The sequence below is a fragment of the Paenibacillus sp. IHB B 3415 genome, from assembly GCF_000802655.2.
Classification (GTDB): Bacteria; Bacillota; Bacilli; order Paenibacillales; family Paenibacillaceae; genus Paenibacillus_AQ; species Paenibacillus_AQ phytohabitans.
The window spans coordinates 40,254-58,968 of record NZ_JUEI01000038.1 but is presented as its reverse complement, the minus strand read 5'-3'; the positions used below and the strand labels follow the sequence as shown (position 1 = coordinate 58,968).

The 18,715-nt window shown below is 46.9% G+C and carries 13 protein-coding genes; 1 reads left to right on the top strand and 12 read right to left on the bottom strand.

The annotated features are described in order from the left end of the window. Positions 1-5 precede the first annotated feature (5 nt). From QW71_RS17645 to QW71_RS17625, 5 genes are all read right to left on the bottom strand, one after another. Positions 6-2,978 carry a chromosome segregation protein SMC gene (locus QW71_RS17645; RefSeq protein ID WP_373604776.1) on the bottom strand — a complete coding sequence of 991 codons (2,973 nt, stop codon included), beginning with the start codon at positions 2,976-2,978 and terminating at the stop codon, positions 6-8. Positions 2,979-3,226: 248 nt separating this feature from the next. Beyond that, positions 3,227-3,859, bottom strand: coding sequence for a hypothetical protein (locus QW71_RS17640; protein WP_373604777.1), 633 nt, complete (start codon positions 3,857-3,859; stop codon positions 3,227-3,229). Positions 3,860-3,884: 25 nt separating this feature from the next. After that, on the bottom strand, positions 3,885-5,330 hold the full coding sequence (locus tag QW71_RS17635; RefSeq protein ID WP_200905935.1) for a hypothetical protein: 1,446 nt from the start codon (positions 5,328-5,330) through the stop codon (positions 3,885-3,887). Then, entirely contained in the window at positions 5,315-6,457 is a 1,143-nt protein-coding gene (locus QW71_RS37165; RefSeq protein WP_083442599.1) for a DUF2399 domain-containing protein, read from the bottom strand. The genes QW71_RS17635 and QW71_RS37165 overlap by 16 nt, the downstream gene beginning before the upstream one ends. Before the next feature lie 347 nt (positions 6,458-6,804). After that, entirely contained in the window at positions 6,805-9,888 is a 3,084-nt protein-coding gene (locus QW71_RS17625; protein ID WP_039301186.1) for a glycoside hydrolase family 2 TIM barrel-domain containing protein, read from the bottom strand. 139 nt (positions 9,889-10,027) lie between these two features. Between QW71_RS17625 and QW71_RS17620 the strand changes: the two genes are divergently transcribed. Next, the gene (locus tag QW71_RS17620; protein WP_039301184.1) at positions 10,028-10,876 is read left to right on the top strand and encodes an AraC family transcriptional regulator; all 849 of its coding nucleotides are present in this window, start codon (positions 10,028-10,030) and stop codon (positions 10,874-10,876) included. 87 nt (positions 10,877-10,963) lie between these two features. Here the strand turns inward: QW71_RS17620 and sigK are convergent, their stop codons facing one another. The 7 genes from sigK to QW71_RS17585 form a co-directional block, all read right to left on the bottom strand. After that, complete coding sequence (sigK, locus tag QW71_RS17615; protein ID WP_038587424.1) at positions 10,964-11,665, bottom strand: RNA polymerase sporulation sigma factor SigK; 702 nt, start codon at positions 11,663-11,665, stop codon at positions 10,964-10,966. A gap of 260 nt (positions 11,666-11,925) precedes the next feature. Then, entirely contained in the window at positions 11,926-12,888 is a 963-nt protein-coding gene (locus QW71_RS17610) for a sugar phosphate isomerase/epimerase (RefSeq protein WP_039301180.1), read from the bottom strand. Further along, complete coding sequence (locus QW71_RS17605; RefSeq protein WP_039301178.1) at positions 12,881-13,966, bottom strand: sugar phosphate isomerase/epimerase; 1,086 nt, start codon at positions 13,964-13,966, stop codon at positions 12,881-12,883. Before QW71_RS17605 ends, QW71_RS17610 begins: the two co-directional genes overlap by 8 nt. Before the next feature lie 26 nt (positions 13,967-13,992). Next, positions 13,993-15,165 (bottom strand): Xaa-Pro peptidase family protein, encoded by a 1,173-nt coding sequence (locus QW71_RS17600; RefSeq protein ID WP_160311819.1) that lies wholly within the window; start codon positions 15,163-15,165, stop codon positions 13,993-13,995. A gap of 20 nt (positions 15,166-15,185) precedes the next feature. Then, positions 15,186-16,757 (bottom strand): extracellular solute-binding protein, encoded by a 1,572-nt coding sequence (locus tag QW71_RS17595; protein ID WP_039301176.1) that lies wholly within the window; start codon positions 16,755-16,757, stop codon positions 15,186-15,188. Between the two features lie 40 nt (positions 16,758-16,797). Then, positions 16,798-17,673 (bottom strand): carbohydrate ABC transporter permease, encoded by an 876-nt coding sequence (locus tag QW71_RS17590; protein ID WP_039301174.1) that lies wholly within the window; start codon positions 17,671-17,673, stop codon positions 16,798-16,800. 21 nt (positions 17,674-17,694) lie between these two features. Beyond that, positions 17,695-18,660, bottom strand: a complete 966-nt coding sequence (locus tag QW71_RS17585; RefSeq protein WP_200905934.1) for a sugar ABC transporter permease — start codon at positions 18,658-18,660, stop codon at positions 17,695-17,697. Positions 18,661-18,715 lie beyond the last annotated feature (55 nt).

Sequence of the window (18,715 nt, the reverse complement as noted above, 5' to 3'; positions counted from 1 at the left end):
AGCTCTCATTCACGCTTTAGAATTAACCCCGTCACTTTACTCCAAGGTACAGTAGGATCATGATGCACAATGTACGCTTTGGAGAAACGATCCAGGTAGGAGTTCTCATGCGACTTCGGAGACAGGATAATTAATTTGCGCTTTAGCTCGCTGGCATAAAGATCAAATACCTTTAACTTTCGCTGCTCATCTAACGCACTATCGAATTCATCCATCACAATAAAGCCGGGGGCCGTTTGCAGATTCTGTAACAAAGCGAGTGCAAACAAAAGTGAACTAAGCGATTCCTCTCCGCCAGAGACACCTTTGCCCACTCTTCCTCCCCGTGCCTTTACACTGACATCCTCTAACGTTCCGCGGTGCCCTTCCTTACGGGCTCGTATGAATAAATGGAACAGTACCCGTCCCTTGCGATCCTCTTGCTGCTTCCAATCAATCTGCCCCTCGAATTGAAAACCGCTCATATAGTTCTTGAATCGCTGCTGAATTTCCAGCACTCTCATATTGATGGTTGTCTCCAATTGATCCCTGAGCGTCTCAGCCCGTTCCTGATTCTCTTCAAACAATAAGCTTGTCCGCTTATACTCATCCTTCAGCCGGAGAACCTCTTCTTCAATGACTTTGTAATTGTCAGGTGCCGCAGGATCAAGACCCGTTTCATATCTGGCATTATTAAACGTAACTTTCCCAGACTCATACTCTTGGCGAAGCTTGACCAGCGACTGCTTTTTTTTTACATTATTAGGTTCTGGTTCAAGCTCGTTAATCAGCTCATCATAAATAAATCGGGCCGTTCCTTTGAAATCCTCAATTTCTTCGATAGCCGTAAGCAGATTTATTTGTGATGCATCAAGCGCCTCATTTGTATCTTTTAATTGAACATTCACTTGCTGTAACGTACGCGTTACCTGTTCAGCATCGTCATGATTCTTGGCCTGCTTGCGGTTAAGCCTGCGTTCATTGTCTGCTATTTGATCAAGCTGTTCTTCAAGTGTGTCAGATTGCTGCTTCATCATATCCTGTTGCGCAGTTAGGCTCTGGCGGTGTTTCGCCTTTTGCTGCAGCATTTCATACTGTTCCTTCTGCTGTCCCAAGCGCACATAAAAATCCGCTTCCTGCTGCAAAATATCCCGCGTATGCTCCAGCTTGACCTGTTTCTCGATACACTTTTTATGCACAACCTTTAGTTCCTGAAGCTGCAGCTTCTGCTCGTCAAGACGCAGCACCTCTGTGGTATATTTCGCGGCCCTGCCTTCACGTTCATGCTTCCTGGTGAGGAAAGCTTCTGATTCACGAACAGATTGAATAATCGCATGCAATTCCTGCATAGTCTGCGTATCACTCTTAATGGAGTCTTCGATATCCGCAAGCACTGTATTTAATTGGCCAATGTTCTTCTGAATTTCCTCTTTACGCTTCTGCAGAGCCTTCTGGCTTAGGATATAGTTCTTCTTCTCCTGTGGCCCGCGAATCCCCCTCGGATCAATCAGCAGACCCTTCTCTACACGTATTTCTCCTGCCTGATAGAATTGCTCTACCCACCATAGAGCTTTAACTGCATGCGGAAACACATCATCTCTGATGCCTTTTTTCACATGAATCTGAAGCTCCTCAATGTCAGTAACCGATCGATCCGGCACGATACTCCGCAGAGGAACATGATACAAATCATTCGGAGCCTGTACATGCATACCATCAAAAAACACTGTATATTTAATAGCTTCGAATTGCTCCTCTGCTGCCGGCCGGGCGGACTCGTCTAATTCAACCAGCTCATTTAAAGTATAAGCACGCACCCCATTCGCTTGAAATAGCGCAAGTGATTCTCTTTGGCGGTCCGACCATAATCTATTATGCTCAAGCTGAAGTCCCTCTTCTGTTAATTCCTGAAGCAGCTTCACTTTCCTGTCCTGCTCATGCTTGAAATCGCCAATTCTTTGCTCTAATGCTGCAATATTCTTATTCACATCATAACTGCTGTGATATTGCCATAACCGACCCTGGTGTTCATACTCCAGTGCCTTATCCTGCTGAATCTGCGCATGCAGAATATAGCTTGAATTCATTAAGTCTTCTATAACAGCCTCAGATCCCTGAATGTCAGCTTCGGCTTTCCCTGTGTCATTATTCAACGCTTGAAGCTGTAAAGTGATGGCCGCGAGCTGCCCCTGTACCTCTTCTTCAGTCCGCGTAATTCCAGACTTTTCTTGATTCAGCTCCTTCAGCTGGTTGTTCAATTCATTAATAACGTTCGTGGTGTCATTTATTTCATTGTTTACAACAGATAGCTTCTCCTGCAATACAATGATTTCCTCATTAATCCGCTCATTTTCTGTTTGGACCTGCGACAGCTCATAATTAATCCGTTCGGCTTGTTCCTGCAATAGGTCAAGGCTATCCTTCGCTGCTTCCTGGTCCACGAGCAATTGTTCTTGCTTCGCTACTAAATGCTGTTGTTCCTGCTTGTAAAAGCTTTCTAATTTCAGCAGTGCTCCAGCGTACATCCGGCCTCCTTCTACAAGGCGCTTGCGATTATCCTCATATCGTTCCAGCGCTACCTTCGCCATCCCAAGCCATTGCTTTTTATTGGCCACGTTTATATCCGCTGTTCTTAGACTCTCCTGTACTTCCTTCAACTTCTCCATACTTTCTTCCCAGTTGTGCTGTACCTGATCAATGCCATGCATTTCAGCAAAAATACGAAACCGCTCCTGCGGGTCCATGACCGCGAATTGATTGACCTCCTGCTGATACCAAATCAGGTAGAACAGATCGGGATCAATTTTGTATTTGTACTGGAGGTCCTTCTTGTACGTAGTGAAATTGTATTGACGGTCACCGGAAGTATACTTAATAGTCTCATCCCATTGCTCCGGATCATCCCCCGATTGAATGATAAATTCCTTCTTCGCGGGCTGTCCCGGTTCCTGCAGAATATAAATCGAGAATTCGATAAAAGCAGGGGCATCAATGCGCATACTTCCCTCGTTCTTAAACAATAGCCGAATATGAGCTTTCCACGTATCATCCGGAAGGAGATTGCGGGATTTCAGACCATCTATATCTACCTTGGAAGAATACAAAACAACCCCCATGCAGTACGTTATGGTAGATTTCCCTGCTCCATTAGGGCCGGTGATCAAGATATGTGATTCTTTTCCTGACAAGTCCATCATCGTTGGCTGATAATCCCGAATGCCAGTAAACCACATTTTCCAAGGTATCATTATTCTTCGTCAGTTCCTTCCTGATACAGATTATATCTTTTGAAAAACTTCAGAACTTCCTCTTTGTTTAATTGATTGGATTGACTAAATTCAACCGTACGCCGCAGAAAGGAATCCGAGAACATATTAGCACCAATTCCAGTGATGGTATACGCCTTCTCATTTGAATTTGTATCATATTCTTCGAGTGCCCCGATTTTTTTTAATTGGTCAATATTTAGAATCAAACGCTGATTTGCCTTTGTTGTCTCATGTCCAAGAGCATTTAGCAACTGATCGAATAGCGTGAACTCATGCTGCAACACTTCTTGCTGATAAAAGATAAACAAGAGAATGGCCAGACTTTCTTTGGACAACGTACTACGTGCCGATCGGGCAGGAACCCGCATCATCACGATCACCTGATCTCTTTTCACATCATAGATTACTTTAAAATACCGGCTTACCGCCTGATTCACCCGTATTAAAAACGAATTGAACTGTTCGCCATCATCAGAGATCTTTAATTGCTTCTCCACCTCGCGCCGGGATAAGCCGAAATTGCCCACACGTATTGTTGCAGAGGATGAGAATAAAAGATTCATAAACACGATCTCTTCCGCCTCGGTCAGCATGCCTTTGATTGCCTGCATGACATTAAGCGGATTTACATTTAATTCATCCGTCAAGCTCATCGTCACTCCTTTTCTGCATGTTCATTGAAGATTTGTTATGTTTAACTACTTGATTAATATCCTCCGGATTCATCCAGTCCCATTCTTTGTCGTATAGCGGGGCCTGGAATTCTGAATTCTCTGCAGCTTCTTCCATCGTCAACTTCTTGCTGCCTACTAACGCAGATAACGCCGTAAGTGCATTAATCGCATCGCCCCACTCCGCAGATGTTGCTTCAATGATTACCGTCTCTAGCGGAGCTTGCTCCACTTCCTGCATGAATAGTTCAATGGCGTCCGTCTCAATCATAGATTTAGTCAGCAACCACTCTGAATCTCCCATCATATCCTCTAATTGTGTAATATCAATTTCCTCATGGATATATTGGGTGTCCTGGATATCTTCCTGCATCCTGTCCACTAGCGGCTCATAGTCCTCCAGATATTGAATAGCTTCACTAATGGCTACACCGGACAGCGAAGCGGCGAATTTAACAGGCATCCACAGACCATCCATGGACTCCCCCTCGTATTCATTCTGCTCCATAAAGCTCATAATCTGATGAGCATTAGGAATATCTGATTCTTGAGGCGGGTCATACATTTGTGTAATGAACATCCTGACTTTTTCCGGATTAATCGAGGACAAGAGCATCGTTTGCTTCATCATCGTAAATTTGAGATATTTATTAATCATTCCCATACTCAGATTCGTGCCATCGGCAAGTGCAGAAGTTCCTGCCTGCATTAAATGACTGAGCACAAGACTGTCCTCTAACGTATGAAATTGACGGAAACGCTCCGTCAGCTTTATTTCAAGCTCCTGCATCAACTGATGGATGATCTCTAACTGAGGCAGTGCATTACGGTCGGCCAGCATTTCTAATTCACGTTCTTTCATCAGTTGTATAGCATTTTCCACATTACGAATCATACTGGCTATTTTGTTGCCGCCGGAAATGCCATGATCATCATAGGCTTCGCTAAGCTCGGCATCCCGTCTGGCCTGGAATAACGATCGGCCAATATCATCATGCATGTAATAGGCTAAAGAATCATTGGCAAGTCGTATGAGCGTATCCATCATCCGCTTCCCTACATCACGCATTTTTAGCTGCCTTGTTTGTTTGGATATCCAGTTATACTTCACCAGGACATTTACAATCTGTTCAACCTTTTTCTTGCTTGGCGGGTCAAGGTCCTTATAGCGGTTCCGGTAACGAAAATACAGTGTATCTACGTTCTCAATCGGTTCATCCAGTCCCAAGGCCTCCTCATTGATCAGTTGAATAATACGTAAGAACCGTAATATTTCGATAGGTGTTTGCAGAAAGTTTTGTGAGTTAAGATCATTCAGCACTCCTGATAATAGTGCAATATCCCTTAAGGCCTGATGCATTTCCGGTTTGGATTCGTTCGTCTGAAATATCGAAATTAATGGTTGATCCATCTTCTCCAATCCTCTGCCTCCCCTAACACAATCTCTTGTTCAGACTTCATATATTGCAGCAAAATCCCCATGTGCTGTTGATAATCCGGCCAACTTGTTATTATGGAGTGATCAGGACAGACCCATTTATGCCGCACATTATGTCCCCTAAGTGACTGATATATTTCCCTTGCAATTTGCAGCCCCGCCTCATCATAATCACTCCACAAGATCACTTGGTCGATTGAGCTACTATTCATTAATTGTCTGATAAAATACCGGTGCACACTCCGCAGATGGCCGTCTACGCATACGATTAAAGAATTAGTCTCCTGCAAGAAAAGAGGTTCTGCTGATATTCGCGTCAAAACAGCCCGGTTCTCAACTAACCATAGCGTTGTTGCTGCGGTTGAATACTGGTCTTGGGAAACTGAAACATTTGTTAAGGCATGAACAGGACCTGCCTGGAAATTTGACCATTTCCCTTCAAGCGTGCCAGCGAAATAGATGGGAGTAATCTGCCCTCCGCTTATCATTCCTAATGCTTCCGCTGGCTGACCGCTTATCGTCTCTAGAATGTTAAGAAACTCTATTTTAGACAGATCAAATGCCTTGGAGCCTCCGATACCCGGATAATACTGCGCGCCAATTTCTTTCCAGTCAAAACTATCTTTGGTACAGGATATCATGCTAAAAGCCAGTAAAAAGTGTAATGAATGGATTCGTTTGGATACACTCCAATTCGCAGGGAAAACAGCCTGATCCTTCAGAGTACTAAGACTCCACGCTAAACTATCCGCTAAGAATACTGTCAAACCCTTTAACTGAAGCAATCGTTCGCCCGGTACACGCATGATTTCTTCCATTCTCCGGGCAGCTTCTGACTGATATAACGTAAATTGATCTATTACATCCCGTTCTGCGTCTTTTTGCTTATTTATCAATTGAACATATAATAAATACCCCATACGGTAATATATCCGGTCTACCGATTTCCCATCTTGCTTGAAACGGACCTCCTTCACAATCCATCCCTTTCTCAGCCAGTCAAAAGTTTGTTGATTGTCTTCTAATAGGCGCGCTTCCCCACTGTCCAGCGTAACAGCAGCTGCTCCGGAGTTTCTTGAGCACTTAAGCCATACTGCCATGCCATTGTAATGATCCCTACTCTTCGTAGCGTACGGGCAGTCCTTTTTACAATATTTATATCAATAAGAGAATCATCACTTATTATTGTTGGCATCTCCAGTTGCTCATCTTTTTTCAAATAATTTCGGCTTATAAACGAAAGGATATCATCTGAAGTTTGCACTTTTGCCTCCTATCTGAAGCTCTTTAATGGCATATTCAAGCTACTTAGATAAGTATAGCGGAAAGTAGAATGCTCTACGATGATACCCAAAATTTGTTCATGATATAGAAACATAAATAACCTGCAGGAATGAGACGTTATTCTCTCATCTCTACAGGCTATTATCCTATATATTAGTTTTTCTTAAGAAATGATTTCTATAGTTACCGTGTAAACATAGATACCTTTCTTAATTTTATATGGATCGTGAATATTTCTGGTCCAGCCGGTATCTCCGCCAAGACCTGCATGTTTGTAATCAATATTAAGAAAAACAGAATCTGAATTTCCCAGCTCGTCTTCATAGGCGGCGTTGTCATATTGCTCAATACTGTGCCCATGAATATCAAAATGGAAATGTCCCGCTGCCGATACTTTTACTTCTTGTTCTTTGGATGACAAATATAAATACCGGACATCCTCCTTACCACCGCATTCTACCGGTAAGATATAGGGTACGTGCTGCTGTTCTACAGTGCTTTCATATACTCCAACGAATGCGGCAGATTTACGATCCGCGTAGTTTTCCCATGGCCCACGACCATACCATTTCACATTCTTCCAAGCATCAGAGAACTTAAAGCTAAGCCCAATTCTCGGGAGGGTGTCGACCTTGGCATTGTTCACAACTGTATTTGTGATTTCTATACCTTTGCCGCCGACGGTATAATTGGTTTTTGTTTCAATGCATCCATGATATATACAATGAACTTGAATGATAACAGCAGCTGGTGCTGCAAATACCCGAATATTCTTGATTTCTTTTTGATTGGAATGGAGCCCGAGTGCTTTCCATTCATCTGCATAATTGGACGATTCAAGATGAATACCTGCATCAATTCCTGTTGGAGGGCGATAGAAGTTATTTGTTCCTCCCGTGAAATAATTCTGGTTATTGTATTTTACAGAAATGAACTCTGCGGTTTCTTTCGAGAAAAGAACCGTTGTATTTTCATTATAAATATGAATTTCATTTGTCGTTTCATCATACTTCAAACTATCATTTTCTATATCTCCGGTATGCACTTTATTAACAGAATCTTTAATCTCTATCTGGCATGCATAAATACAGGCTCCCTTATTAGAATAAAAGGTGTCCTCGTCCAAATAAGCATAGAAATTAAGAAAAGCTTCACCGGAGACTTTAGACGAATCGTATGGCGCTTGAAGCTTATCAACGGATCCGGGTGCTGTGTGATATCTAGGCAAACTACCGCTTTCAATCACATTTCCATCGCAAACCAGCTCCCAAACCATATTCAAATGGCTTAAATCCCGATGCGTGTAATGATTATAAATTCGATAGCCATCATTCCCAGGCATGTAATCCATTTGGATAGGAGATTGAACATTTTTTATTTCATTCGCAGCCGGCTTGAGAGTGAGATCAGGGAAAACAATACCATTCAGGCACATATCAGGAGCAGGATCAGTAACTTCTTCCTGGAATGCCCCGCCATAGACATACTTTTTATTTCCGTCTTTATCATGCTTAACAAGCGCTTTATCCTGAAAATCCCAAATAAATCCTCCTTGAAACCGCGGGAATTTATGAATGAGATCCCAAAATTCCTTAAAGTTTCCGTTACTGTTACTTTTCGCGTACGCATATTCACACATAATAAAAGGACGCAAATCTTCGCTTTCAGCCATGACATCCAGAATCCAATCTTTCTGAGGGTACATAGGCGCCACAATATCGGAGATATTTGCCGGAGGACTCATAGATTCATACTGAACATACCTTGTTTTGTCATACTCCTTAATCCAGCCGTACATCGCAGCATGATTCGCTCCATAACCGGATTCATTACCCAGAGACCAGAGAATAATGGATGGATGATTTTTATCTCTCAGAACCATCCGTGTAGCCCGTTCCATATACGCATGTGTCCATTCGGGGGACGCGCTTAACTGGCCGCCAAGACCGTGTGTTTCAATATTCGCTTCATCTACCAGGTAAATACCCAGTTCATCACACAGGTCATACCATTCGATTGCGTGGGGATAGTGACTTGTTCTTACCGCATTGATATTCAGCGATTTCATGACCTTGATTTGCTCACGCATATATTCTGTTGTTACGGCTCGTCCTGTTTCAGGACAAAAGGCGTGAAGATTGGTTCCCCGTATAATGAGACGCTTCCCATTAATTCTCAGGATGCCTTTTCGATCGATCTTCACTTCACGGAAGCCGACATTCGCGCTCTCAATATCAACTACATTTCCAGAAAAATCAATCATTTCTAACACCAATTTATAGAGATAAGGGTTCTCGTCGCTCCACAAGTGAGGATTTGAAATGGTTTTAGTAACCTTTGCTACATATTTTTCTTGCAGATAGAATCCACAATCCGCAAACTTTGGCGTTTCAAACTCAGTAACCAATTTCTGATCGCTATCATACAGGGACAACCGCACATGGGCCTCACCATAACGATTCGCTTGATTATTAGGTACAACCGTCACGGATAATTCGGCATTGTTGTAATTACCTGAAAAGAGGGTTTCGATCTTATAATCATGGATGCGCATCTGTGGTTTTGCATAAATGAGAACATCTCTGTAGATCCCCGAGAGATGCCAGTAATCCTGATCCTCCAGATAAGTACCGGCTCCAAACCGCATAACCTGAACAGCTATACGGTTTTGTCCCTTTTGAATGTAATCAGTGATATCAAAAGAAGCGTTAAGCTTACTGTCCTGAGAATAACCAACCAGTTTGCCGTTTAACCAAAGATAAAAACACGATTCTACACCTCCAAAATCGATAAATATATCCCTTTCGTTAAAATGTTCGTCAACTTCAAACGTTCGGACGTAACAACCGGTAAGGTTACTATCTGGCACATGAGGCGGATTCAAAATGTATTCATTATTCTTGAGTTGAATTTCGTGATGTGAACCCTCCCCTTTTTGAACAAAGGGATACAACATATTGGTGTATACAGGTTTTCCATACCCCGAAAGCTCCCAATTGGAAGGAACAGGAATATTATCCCAATGGGAAACATCATGTTCAGGACTATAGAATTCATTCGTTACTTCATCGGGAGACCCAAACCATTTAAACTTCCACATTCCATTCAGGCTATTTACGTATTTAGACTTTCTCCGGTCTCCACTTAAAGCCTGTTCAACGGTTTCGTATACTCCGTAGGGCTCATGCATGGGATAACGGTTTTTTTGAGTAACATATTGATTTTCCCAATCTCTGTTCGGCTTCATTGGCTTAAATAACACTCCCATCCATTGTTCTAATTGGTTGATCCTTCAATGTAGATACCCTTATAATATAAGGAAAATCCCTTATATTAAATGTTGAGTATGGTATTTCATTTATCCATTTTGGTAGGAGTGTGAATATATGAATTTTGAAGACATTAATGAAAATGATGTAATCTACCGATGTATCGGCAAAGATTTTAATCAGGGTATTTTATCTTGCGGCTTTATGCGGAAAAGATCAGCAGAGCGTTCTCAATATGATTTTAAGATAGGATATTACAGCTGCTTTGTAGTATTGCAAGGCAGTGGAACGTTTATTTCTACGGACGGTACCGTTACTCATATGCAAGCAGGTGATCTTGTTCAACGTTTACCTGAACGTTTGCACTCTACTGCAATTGAACCAGATGGTAATTGGATCGAGTTTTATATCAGTGTCGGGTATCCTGTCTATTCATACTTAAAGACACTTGGAATTATTAATTCCGATAAGGTAGTTCAATCGACACAGCATACGAATGATTTTTTCTTTGATTTTGTTTCCTTGCTGAAAGCCTTGAAAAGTGCAACAGATGAAAGTCTTCCCTCCCTGCTATTGAAGTCTCAGGATTTGATTATCAGATTACACAGTAGCATTCATAATGCTCATAGCAATGAAAATGAAAGTAAAATAACAAAAGCCTGCGAGCTTATTAGTGTTTCCAATGATATTCACTTTGATATTCAGGAAGTGGCATCTGCCGTGAATATGGGCTACGAGAACTTTCGGAAATTTTTTAAAGATACTACGGGGATTTCCCCTAAGCGATATCACACTGAACATTTAATGAGACAGGCAAAAATGATGCTGCTATCTGGACTTCCCATCAAACACGTAGCCGTTAGTCTTGGTTACGGGGATATATATTCATTCACCAAACAATTTACTAAGTCAGAAGGGGTATCTCCAGGACGATATATTCGTAAAACAAAACCTATTCAAAATTAAGTTTGAAAAACAAAAAGCAACTCATCCGCAGACAAGTTGCTTTATAAATGCTCTATTGTTAACGGATATTACCTTGTGATTATGAGTTTACCTTTTCGCCTTATAAAACTCATGATACAACTTCATGAGCGCCCTTTTCTCTATCCGCGACACATAACTCCGCGAGATCCCCAGATCCTTCGCGATCTCCCGCTGTGTTCGTTCTTCCCCGCCGGTATCTAAACCAAACCGCCCTACCACGACTTCCTTCTCCCTCTCGTCCAGAATGTCGAGATTACGGTAAATTTTGCTCTTCTCGATCTTCAGATCCACCTCTTTAATCACATCATCCGCCTCGGAACCGAGGATATCGATCAGCGTAATCTCGTTGCCTTCCTTGTCTGTCCCAATCGGATCGTGCAGGGACACGTCCTTACGTGTCTTTTTCAACGAACGCAAGTGCATCAGGATTTCGTTTTCAATACATCGGGCCGCAAAAGTGGCGAGTTTCGTTCCTTTGTTAGGGCGATAACTCTCAATCGCTTTGATCAGCCCGATCGTACCAATGGAGATTAGATCCTCCATATCTTCACCCGTGTTATCGAATTTTTTCACTATATGGGCAACGAGCCGCAGATTATGCTCAATTAGCAAATTTCGAGCTTTGGCGTCCCCCTCGGCCATCATCCCTAAGTATTTGCTCTCATCCTGCTCCGATAGAGGCTGGGGAAAAGCATTGTTCCTTACGTAAGATACCAGCAGCGTCAGTTCTTTGATCAGCAGCGCAATCGTGCTTATGATTCCTGGCAACTTGGGACACCTCCCGTACATGTACAATGAAACCGATCTGTAGTTGAGAACTACGGGTTCATGGTCCTTTTATTGTATGTGGGTAGATGCCTAGAAGTGCATGTACGCGAGAAATAGGTACGGGCTAAGGAGCGCTTCCCCTTAAACTCATTTCCAAAGGGAACCCGGCCACGAATACAGCAGTCAGCCTGCAGTAAAGCAAAGCCAGCCACGGTCACCGAATAAAGCGGACCGGAGCTGGCTTACACTCAGTTCATTTATCAGTGATAATCAAGAAATGCCAACAGGGCGTCTACCCGACCGGCTCTTGAGCCGACAAGAGATTCAGGAGCTGCGGTCAGCGGCTGTGCGCCGCCAAGCCAAGACGATACTTCCTCCAGCATGATATCGGGATGGTCAGTGAACCAGCCCGGCGACAGGAAGGGCATCACCAGTTCGGCTTGATGAAGCTCCCCCCAGTACCAGGCATCGGGATCGCTTGCCCGGACCTTCATAATGAGCTCCGGCCAGCGGATGCAGCCGCTTCCTATCGGACACAAGGCCCGGGCCAGCCCGCTTCCCCTCCATTGCAGCCGCGCGTCATCGAGGTGAACCTGGCCTATGCGGCCGGCCAGCCGTTCCGCCGCCGCCAGCGGATTCTCCATCCGCACGATCAGATTCACGGGATCGAATGCGGCTGCGAACAGTTCAGGATCGAGGCTGTCCAGCAGCCGGATCACCTCCCATGATGTGATTTCCTGATGGGTTTTGATCAGAATGCGTGAGCCGAGGGAGCGGACATCCGGGGTGATCCGCCGCAGGAAGCCTACGACCGCCTTGAGCTGCTCCCCCCACTCTACCGAGCGGTTGAAGCGGTCGTATTCCGTGCCGATGACCAGCATCACCTCCCGCTGGCCCAGGCACCGTGCAGCTTCGATCAGCCTGAGCAGCCCCAGGGCCCAATCTCCGCTGCCCGCCGCAAGCGCCTCCTCCGAACGCCCGGGCTGATAAGGATTGAGCATCCCGGCAGAAATGCCCAGGGTCACCCCCCGGCTCCCGGCGAACTGCCCGGCCTCCGCCAGCTCGGCAGGATTCAGCTCCGGGCTGATGCTGCGCGGAGAACCCAGATACAGGCCGCCGATTCCATGGCTTTCTGCTTCCATAACCGCCTCTCTGAACGGAGTGGACGGACCTGGCAACTCTTTGGTGAATATCCCCTTGCGGCCGGAAGGAATCCTAGACATGGGAAGAAACCCCTTCACGCTTGATCCCCAGCTCCCGGCAGAGCCTGTCCATATAAATACGGGAGGAAACCACCGCTTGAACAGCCTCCTCCTCTTCAAACCGTTCCGCATTCAGCGTCTGCCAGCTCTTGAACTCTCCGCTGCGTATCCCCTCCGTATAATTCCTTGCCAGCTCATAATAAGCCGCATAATCCTCCCGCGTCAGATCCGGATGCCCCTGAATCCACTCCGGATCATAGATTTCAATAAGCATCGGTTCTCCGGGTATCCGGCCATTCCGCGAGACCTGGGCCTCGAAGGATAACGTCACATCCGGGTTATAGCGGTTCAGCTCCGTGAGTACTGCGCGGAAATCTACCGCACCGTTCCCTTCGCCCGGCATTGCGCGCTGATACACACCGCCGTCGGTCAATTCAAGGTAAGCATCCTTGATATGCGACTGGCGGACATAGGGAGCGAGGCGTTTGGCCGCGAGTACCGGATGCTCCCCGCGGATCATCACATTGGCTGTGTCAAAAACAACACCCATCACTTCGGACCCGACGGCTTCAATCAGGCGCACAATTTCATAGGAAGTGATTTCTTCATGGGTTTCCATATTCAGATGAAGCCCCAGGTCGAGGGCAATGGGCTTCAGCTTCAGCAGCAGCCGCAGCGTCGCTTCCAATTGCTCCTCCCAGAGCACATCGGTACGGAACCTATCGGTCCCGAATTTCCCCTTATAGGGCTTGGCCCCCCCGGTGGAAATCCACAGCTCCCGGATATCCACCGCCGCTGCGGCCTCCATCATCCGGCGGAAGCCCAGCAGGACATCCCCGTCGCCGGCCGCCCGCAGCTCCGGCGTTTCAGGATTCGTATAGGGGTTCACCCGGCCAAGCCCAGCCTCCAAATACAGGCCGAGCTCCTGCGCTTTCTGCTGCACGGCCCCGATTTGCAGGCGGTCCAGCTTGGGGCTGATATCAAGAATGGTACGGAAGAATAATCCCTCTAGGCCCAGACTATGGGCATATTCAAGCTTCTCTACCGGATTCAGATTTTGCCCTCCCGGCAGATATTTCCCATCGGCACCAATGCGCATATCTTATGTCCCCCTCGGTTATGATTTTATGACAGGCGATAAATGCCCCGCGGCGTCTTCGACAGCCAGGCTCCCCCGTTCTTCCCCACGACGGCTGTATCCCCGTGACAGACATGTCCCAGCTCGGGCATCGTGAAATTGGGATGCACCTCAAAGACCATGTGTTCCCGCACCGGCGGCGAACCGGCATCCAGCGATTTATCCCGGCCCGCATTCAGAAAAGGCGCGACGCCAGGCTCACTGTAGCTGTTGCCCATACCGTGTATCGACTGGAAACGGAAGGGATCGGTTGTCCTTGTATATGAACAGTGGGCATCGATCATCTCTTCGAGCACATCGACAAGCTCATGAACGGGTGTCCCCGGCACCATTTTGGCCAGAGCGGCATCCTGCATTTGGATAATCGCGGCAGAAGTGCTCTGCAGCTCGGGCGAAGGCTCACTGAACATTCCCATCCGCAGCACCTGGGAGTAGTATCCGTCCAGGCATACCGTCGTTCCGATCTGCACCCTGGAATGGGGACCGACCGGCTCGACCAGCTCAAACAGCTCAAAATAGGTTTCCGGCGGACGTTCGCCGATGGCCAGCCAGCAGGAGGACGAGTCCGCCCCCAGCCTTCTCCCAAGATATTCGACCTCTGCCATAATCTCCGCCCCGGTGATTCCCTTCACCGAAGCGATGCCCATGGCATGGGCCACCAGCTTATCGGCGATTTCAGTCGCTTTGCGGTGTTTGCCGGCTTCATACGGCGTGCGTTCAAGCCGCTGGACATTCACAATAGCGTTTCCGTCCAGCCTGTCGTATTCACTCAGCAAGGCAAAGAATTCTGCCGATTGCTTAACCGTAAAGTCGGCGTCCCCAGTATAGGCCACCACTGTGCCGGCAGGAACCAGCCGCGAGAGCACCTCTTGCAGAGAACCGTACAAATCCGTTGTTTTCACAACCTCGCCCGCTGCGCCGAACCGCATCCGGAACGCCCGCGCCCTGTTCTTGTCGGCGGATACAACAACCGCTCTCCCCTTGGCCGGAACCACCAGAAATACCTCAGAATTAAACGGCATCCAACCGGTCAGATACCTCACCGTGCCGGCACCCTCGCGTGTGCCATTGGCAAAAGCAACCAGCGCGCCTATCCCCCGGTTGACCAGAGTTGTCTGGAGAATGGCTATTCTTCGCTCCGTTTCGTTGGCTATCATCATCAGCTCTCCTTTGGGCATTCTTATTCGTGCAGCGAATCGTTGTACATCTTCTTCAGCTTGTCGACTCCCATGGAGTTCATTTCCTTCACATAAGCATTCCAATCACTCTCTATGGATTGGGTGCCATATACGAACTGCTCCGTCATTTTGGCAAAATAGTCATTGACCGAAGCGTAGATCAAATTCTCTTCCTCCCGCTGCGCCGAGGATAGCGAAGGCACTTTGGTCACATCCGCGAACCAGTTCTCGCTGTTGGCGACTTCCGTCATTGTCTCAAAATCCGGATCGCCCAGCACTGCCGCAAACCACTTGTACGGCCAGAGCATCACGTAGGAGCCATTGGCGGCGCCGATTTCCCACAGGGCCCGGTTCAGATTGTCTTTATGCAGCATCTCTTCGGTAAATTGCTTCTCCCCATTGACCGCCGTATATGTCTCCCCTTCGATTCCCCAGGTCAGCAAATCGATACCTTCGTCAGAGTAGAGATAATCAATGAAATTCAACAGCTCATTGAAATACGGCTTGTCCGCTGCCGAGGCCGGAATCACCATCCCGTTCGAAATACGGTCACCGACCAGCATTTTTTTGCCCGCCGGACCAGCGATAGGCTCAAGCATGGAAATTTCGAATTCCGGTCCGCTGTTTTCCTTGCCCAGCAGATTGATCGCGCTCTTGTGCTCGCCATTCCAGTAGAAATAGACAAAGCTCTTGCCTGTCGATACTTTTTGCATCAGCTGATCACTGGTGGATGTGAACATTTCCGGATCAGCCAGCCCTTCATCGATCAGCCGGTTCAGGTAGGTGAGATAAGCCTTGTACTTGTCGCTGGTAAATAAATACTCATATTGCCCCGCAGCTTCGTCAAAGATAAAGCCCTTGTAGTTCGCATCGACTCCCCAGGCCGTGCCGAACATGGTCCGCAGGTCCTCTGCACTGGTTCCGGTCAGAGGATAGCTGTCCGGATAAAGCTCTTTTAATTTTTTCAAAAGCGTGTACAGCTCATCCGTATTCGCCGGCGCCTGAAGCCCGTTCTGCTCCAATAGATCCGAACGGATCAGCGGCGAACGGTTATAGTTGGCATAATCCTTCATGAACGGAAAGACATACAGCTTGCCGTCTGTGCCTCTCCAGTTGTCCAGCTCCTTTTCAATCCGGAACTCTTCAATCCGGCTCTTGAGATGTGGAAGCCTGTCCAGATAATCACTGACCGGGAGCAGCACCCCGGTTTCGCTCATCTCCAGAACTGTAGGCTGCTGCACACTCGTCACCATATCGGGGATTTTGTCCGAGCTTAACACGATCTTGGCTTTGCTCTGATAATCGGAAGGGACCGCCTGGACATCCAGCTTCACATTCGTTCTATTCTCCAGTTCGACCAAGGTCGGCCAATCCTTGCTGAACGGAACTCCGCCGTCTGCCAGCAGCATGGATAATGTTGCCGGCCCCCCGCCCTCGGCCCCCGCCTTCTGATCCTGTGTGCTTGCGGAGTCCCCTCCGTTCGAGCAGGCAGTCAATGCAGACAGAACAACCAGCAACGCGGTCCCTGTTTTCTTCCATCTTCCGAAGCTCTGCACTCCCATGAGTCGTTTCATATGCTTCTCTCCTTTTCCTATGGGCCTTCTCTTGCCGAACTCAACCCTTAACCGCTCCGATTAAGGCTCCTTTTGTAAAGTATCTTTGGGTAAACGGCAGCAGGCAGAAAATCGGCAGCGATGTCACCATAATGGAGGCTGCCTTCAGCGCTGCGGAAGAGAGATATTTGGTCGCTTCCTTCCCTCCTACCCCGCCATTAATCAGCTGCTGCCCCTCCAGAATATTGCGGACAATCAGCATAATGGGATACATGCTCGTCCGGTTCAAATAAATCAGCGAGCTGAACCAGTTATTCCAGTAGAACACCATCATGAACAGGGCCATCGTCACCAGGATCGGTTTCGACAAGGGCAGCACAATCCGAAACAGAATTTGAATCGGATTCAATCCGTCGATAAGGGCCGCCTCCTCAATAGCTTCAGGAAATTGCCGAAAGAAATTCATCATCAGCATTAAGTAATAGGGGGTAATACAGAAGGGCAGAATGACAGCCCAGATAGTATCCAGCAGCCCCAATCCCTTAATCATCATATACGTAGGGATCATGCCGCCATGGAAAAGCATGGTAAGCATAATCAGCCAGACGAAAAAGGGCTGTCCTTCAATCTTTTTGGATAGCGGATAGGCGCACATTGTCATCAAAAGGAGGCTGATCGCCGTTCCGACCGAGGTCTGCAGGATAGAGTTGCGGAATCCGGTAAGAATATCCCGGTGGGTCAGGATAAATTGATAGGCCACTGTATGAAACCCGATCGGACGGAACATTACCTTCCCGCTGGCATTGGCTGCGGAGCTGCTGAACGAGACTGCCAGCAGATGGACAAACGGCAGCAAGACCATACCTGTTACCGTTATGGCGAACAAAGCGATAAACAGCTTGAATATCCGTTCCTCAAGGGATGCAGCATGACGCATAACAGACTCCTTCCTTCCGGATCAGTATAAAGAATACCGGGTATATTTCTTGGAGAGATAATTGGCCGCAACCACGATCAGAAGTCCCAGGAGACCGCTGAATAAGCTGATGGCCGTAGAGTAGCTGTAATTGGTTCCCTGAATGCCGATGCGGTAGACGAGCGTCTCAATGACATCGCTTCGTTCCGAATTGCTTGGCGTATACATGAGGAGGACCTTCTCAAAGGCAACGCTCATCAAATGCCCCAGGGACATAATATACACGACAACAATGGTCGGCATAATCTGCGGCAGGGTCACATGCCATATTTTCTGCAATCTTCCCGCGCCGTCCATATCCGCCGCCTCATACAGCTGCTTGTCGATCGAGGTGATGGCTGCAAAGAATATGATGGAATTCCAGCCTGTGAACTGCCAGATCTCCGAGGAGATATACAAGGTGCGGAACCAATCTGCGTTGTTCAGAAAGAAAATAGGCGAAATGCCGAGCTGGCCGAGCAGCTCGTTGACCAACCCGTAAGTTGGCGACAGCAGCTCTGTCATTAAGCCTACAACGACGACAATCGAGAAGAAATTCGGCAGATAGGAGATTGTCTGCACTATATTTCTCATCCTGACGGAATGGATCTCATTCATAATCAAGGCGAACAGGATCGATACCGGAACGGTGAATACTAAATGGTAAATATTCAGCAGCCAGGTGTTGTGGAAGGCTCTCCAGAAGCTCGCCTCTCCGAGAAACATTTTGAAATAGCGAAGCCCTACCCATTCCTCCCCGTAGATGGAACCTCCCGGAACATACTTGCGAAAGGCTAGGACATTGCCGATAATCGGCCCGTAGCTGAACACCAGAATATATAGAAGCGGTATAAGCAGCAGGATATAATAGTGGATATTTTTCCTGATGATTCTCCTGACTCTGTTCATCCGTCCCTCCCTTCTTATCGTGGCCGTCCGCACCTTGCCCATTGCGATCACCCGATTCATCAAATCACCTCCCCTTGTGGTTTATATGTCATATTAAAGAACATTCATCCTCATC

Bases quoted from the DNA above. Each gene is read 5' to 3' on its own strand.
- QW71_RS17645 (WP_373604776.1), bottom strand. From the start codon at position 2,978: ATGCGCATTGATGCCCCTGCTTTTATCGAATTCTCGATTTATATTCTG.
- QW71_RS17640 (WP_373604777.1), bottom strand. From the start codon at position 3,859: ATGCAGGCAATCAAAGGCATGCTGACCGAGGCGGAAGAGATCGTGTTT.
- QW71_RS17635 (WP_200905935.1), bottom strand. From the start codon at position 5,330: ATGGATCAACCATTAATTTCGATATTTCAGACGAACGAATCCAAACCG.
- QW71_RS37165 (WP_083442599.1), bottom strand. From the start codon at position 6,457: ATGGCAGTATGGCTTAAGTGCTCAAGAAACTCCGGAGCAGCTGCTGTT.
- QW71_RS17625 (WP_039301186.1), bottom strand. From the start codon at position 9,888: ATGAAGCCGAACAGAGATTGGGAAAATCAATATGTTACTCAAAAAAAC.
- QW71_RS17620 (WP_039301184.1), top strand. From the start codon at position 10,028: ATGAATTTTGAAGACATTAATGAAAATGATGTAATCTACCGATGTATC.
- QW71_RS17610 (WP_039301180.1), bottom strand. From the start codon at position 12,888: ATGTCTAGGATTCCTTCCGGCCGCAAGGGGATATTCACCAAAGAGTTG.
- QW71_RS17605 (WP_039301178.1), bottom strand. From the start codon at position 13,966: ATGCGCATTGGTGCCGATGGGAAATATCTGCCGGGAGGGCAAAATCTG.
- QW71_RS17600 (WP_160311819.1), bottom strand. From the start codon at position 15,165: ATGATGATAGCCAACGAAACGGAGCGAAGAATAGCCATTCTCCAGACA.
- QW71_RS17595 (WP_039301176.1), bottom strand. From the start codon at position 16,757: ATGAAACGACTCATGGGAGTGCAGAGCTTCGGAAGATGGAAGAAAACA.
- QW71_RS17590 (WP_039301174.1), bottom strand. From the start codon at position 17,673: ATGCGTCATGCTGCATCCCTTGAGGAACGGATATTCAAGCTGTTTATC.
- QW71_RS17585 (WP_200905934.1), bottom strand. From the start codon at position 18,660: ATGAATCGGGTGATCGCAATGGGCAAGGTGCGGACGGCCACGATAAGA.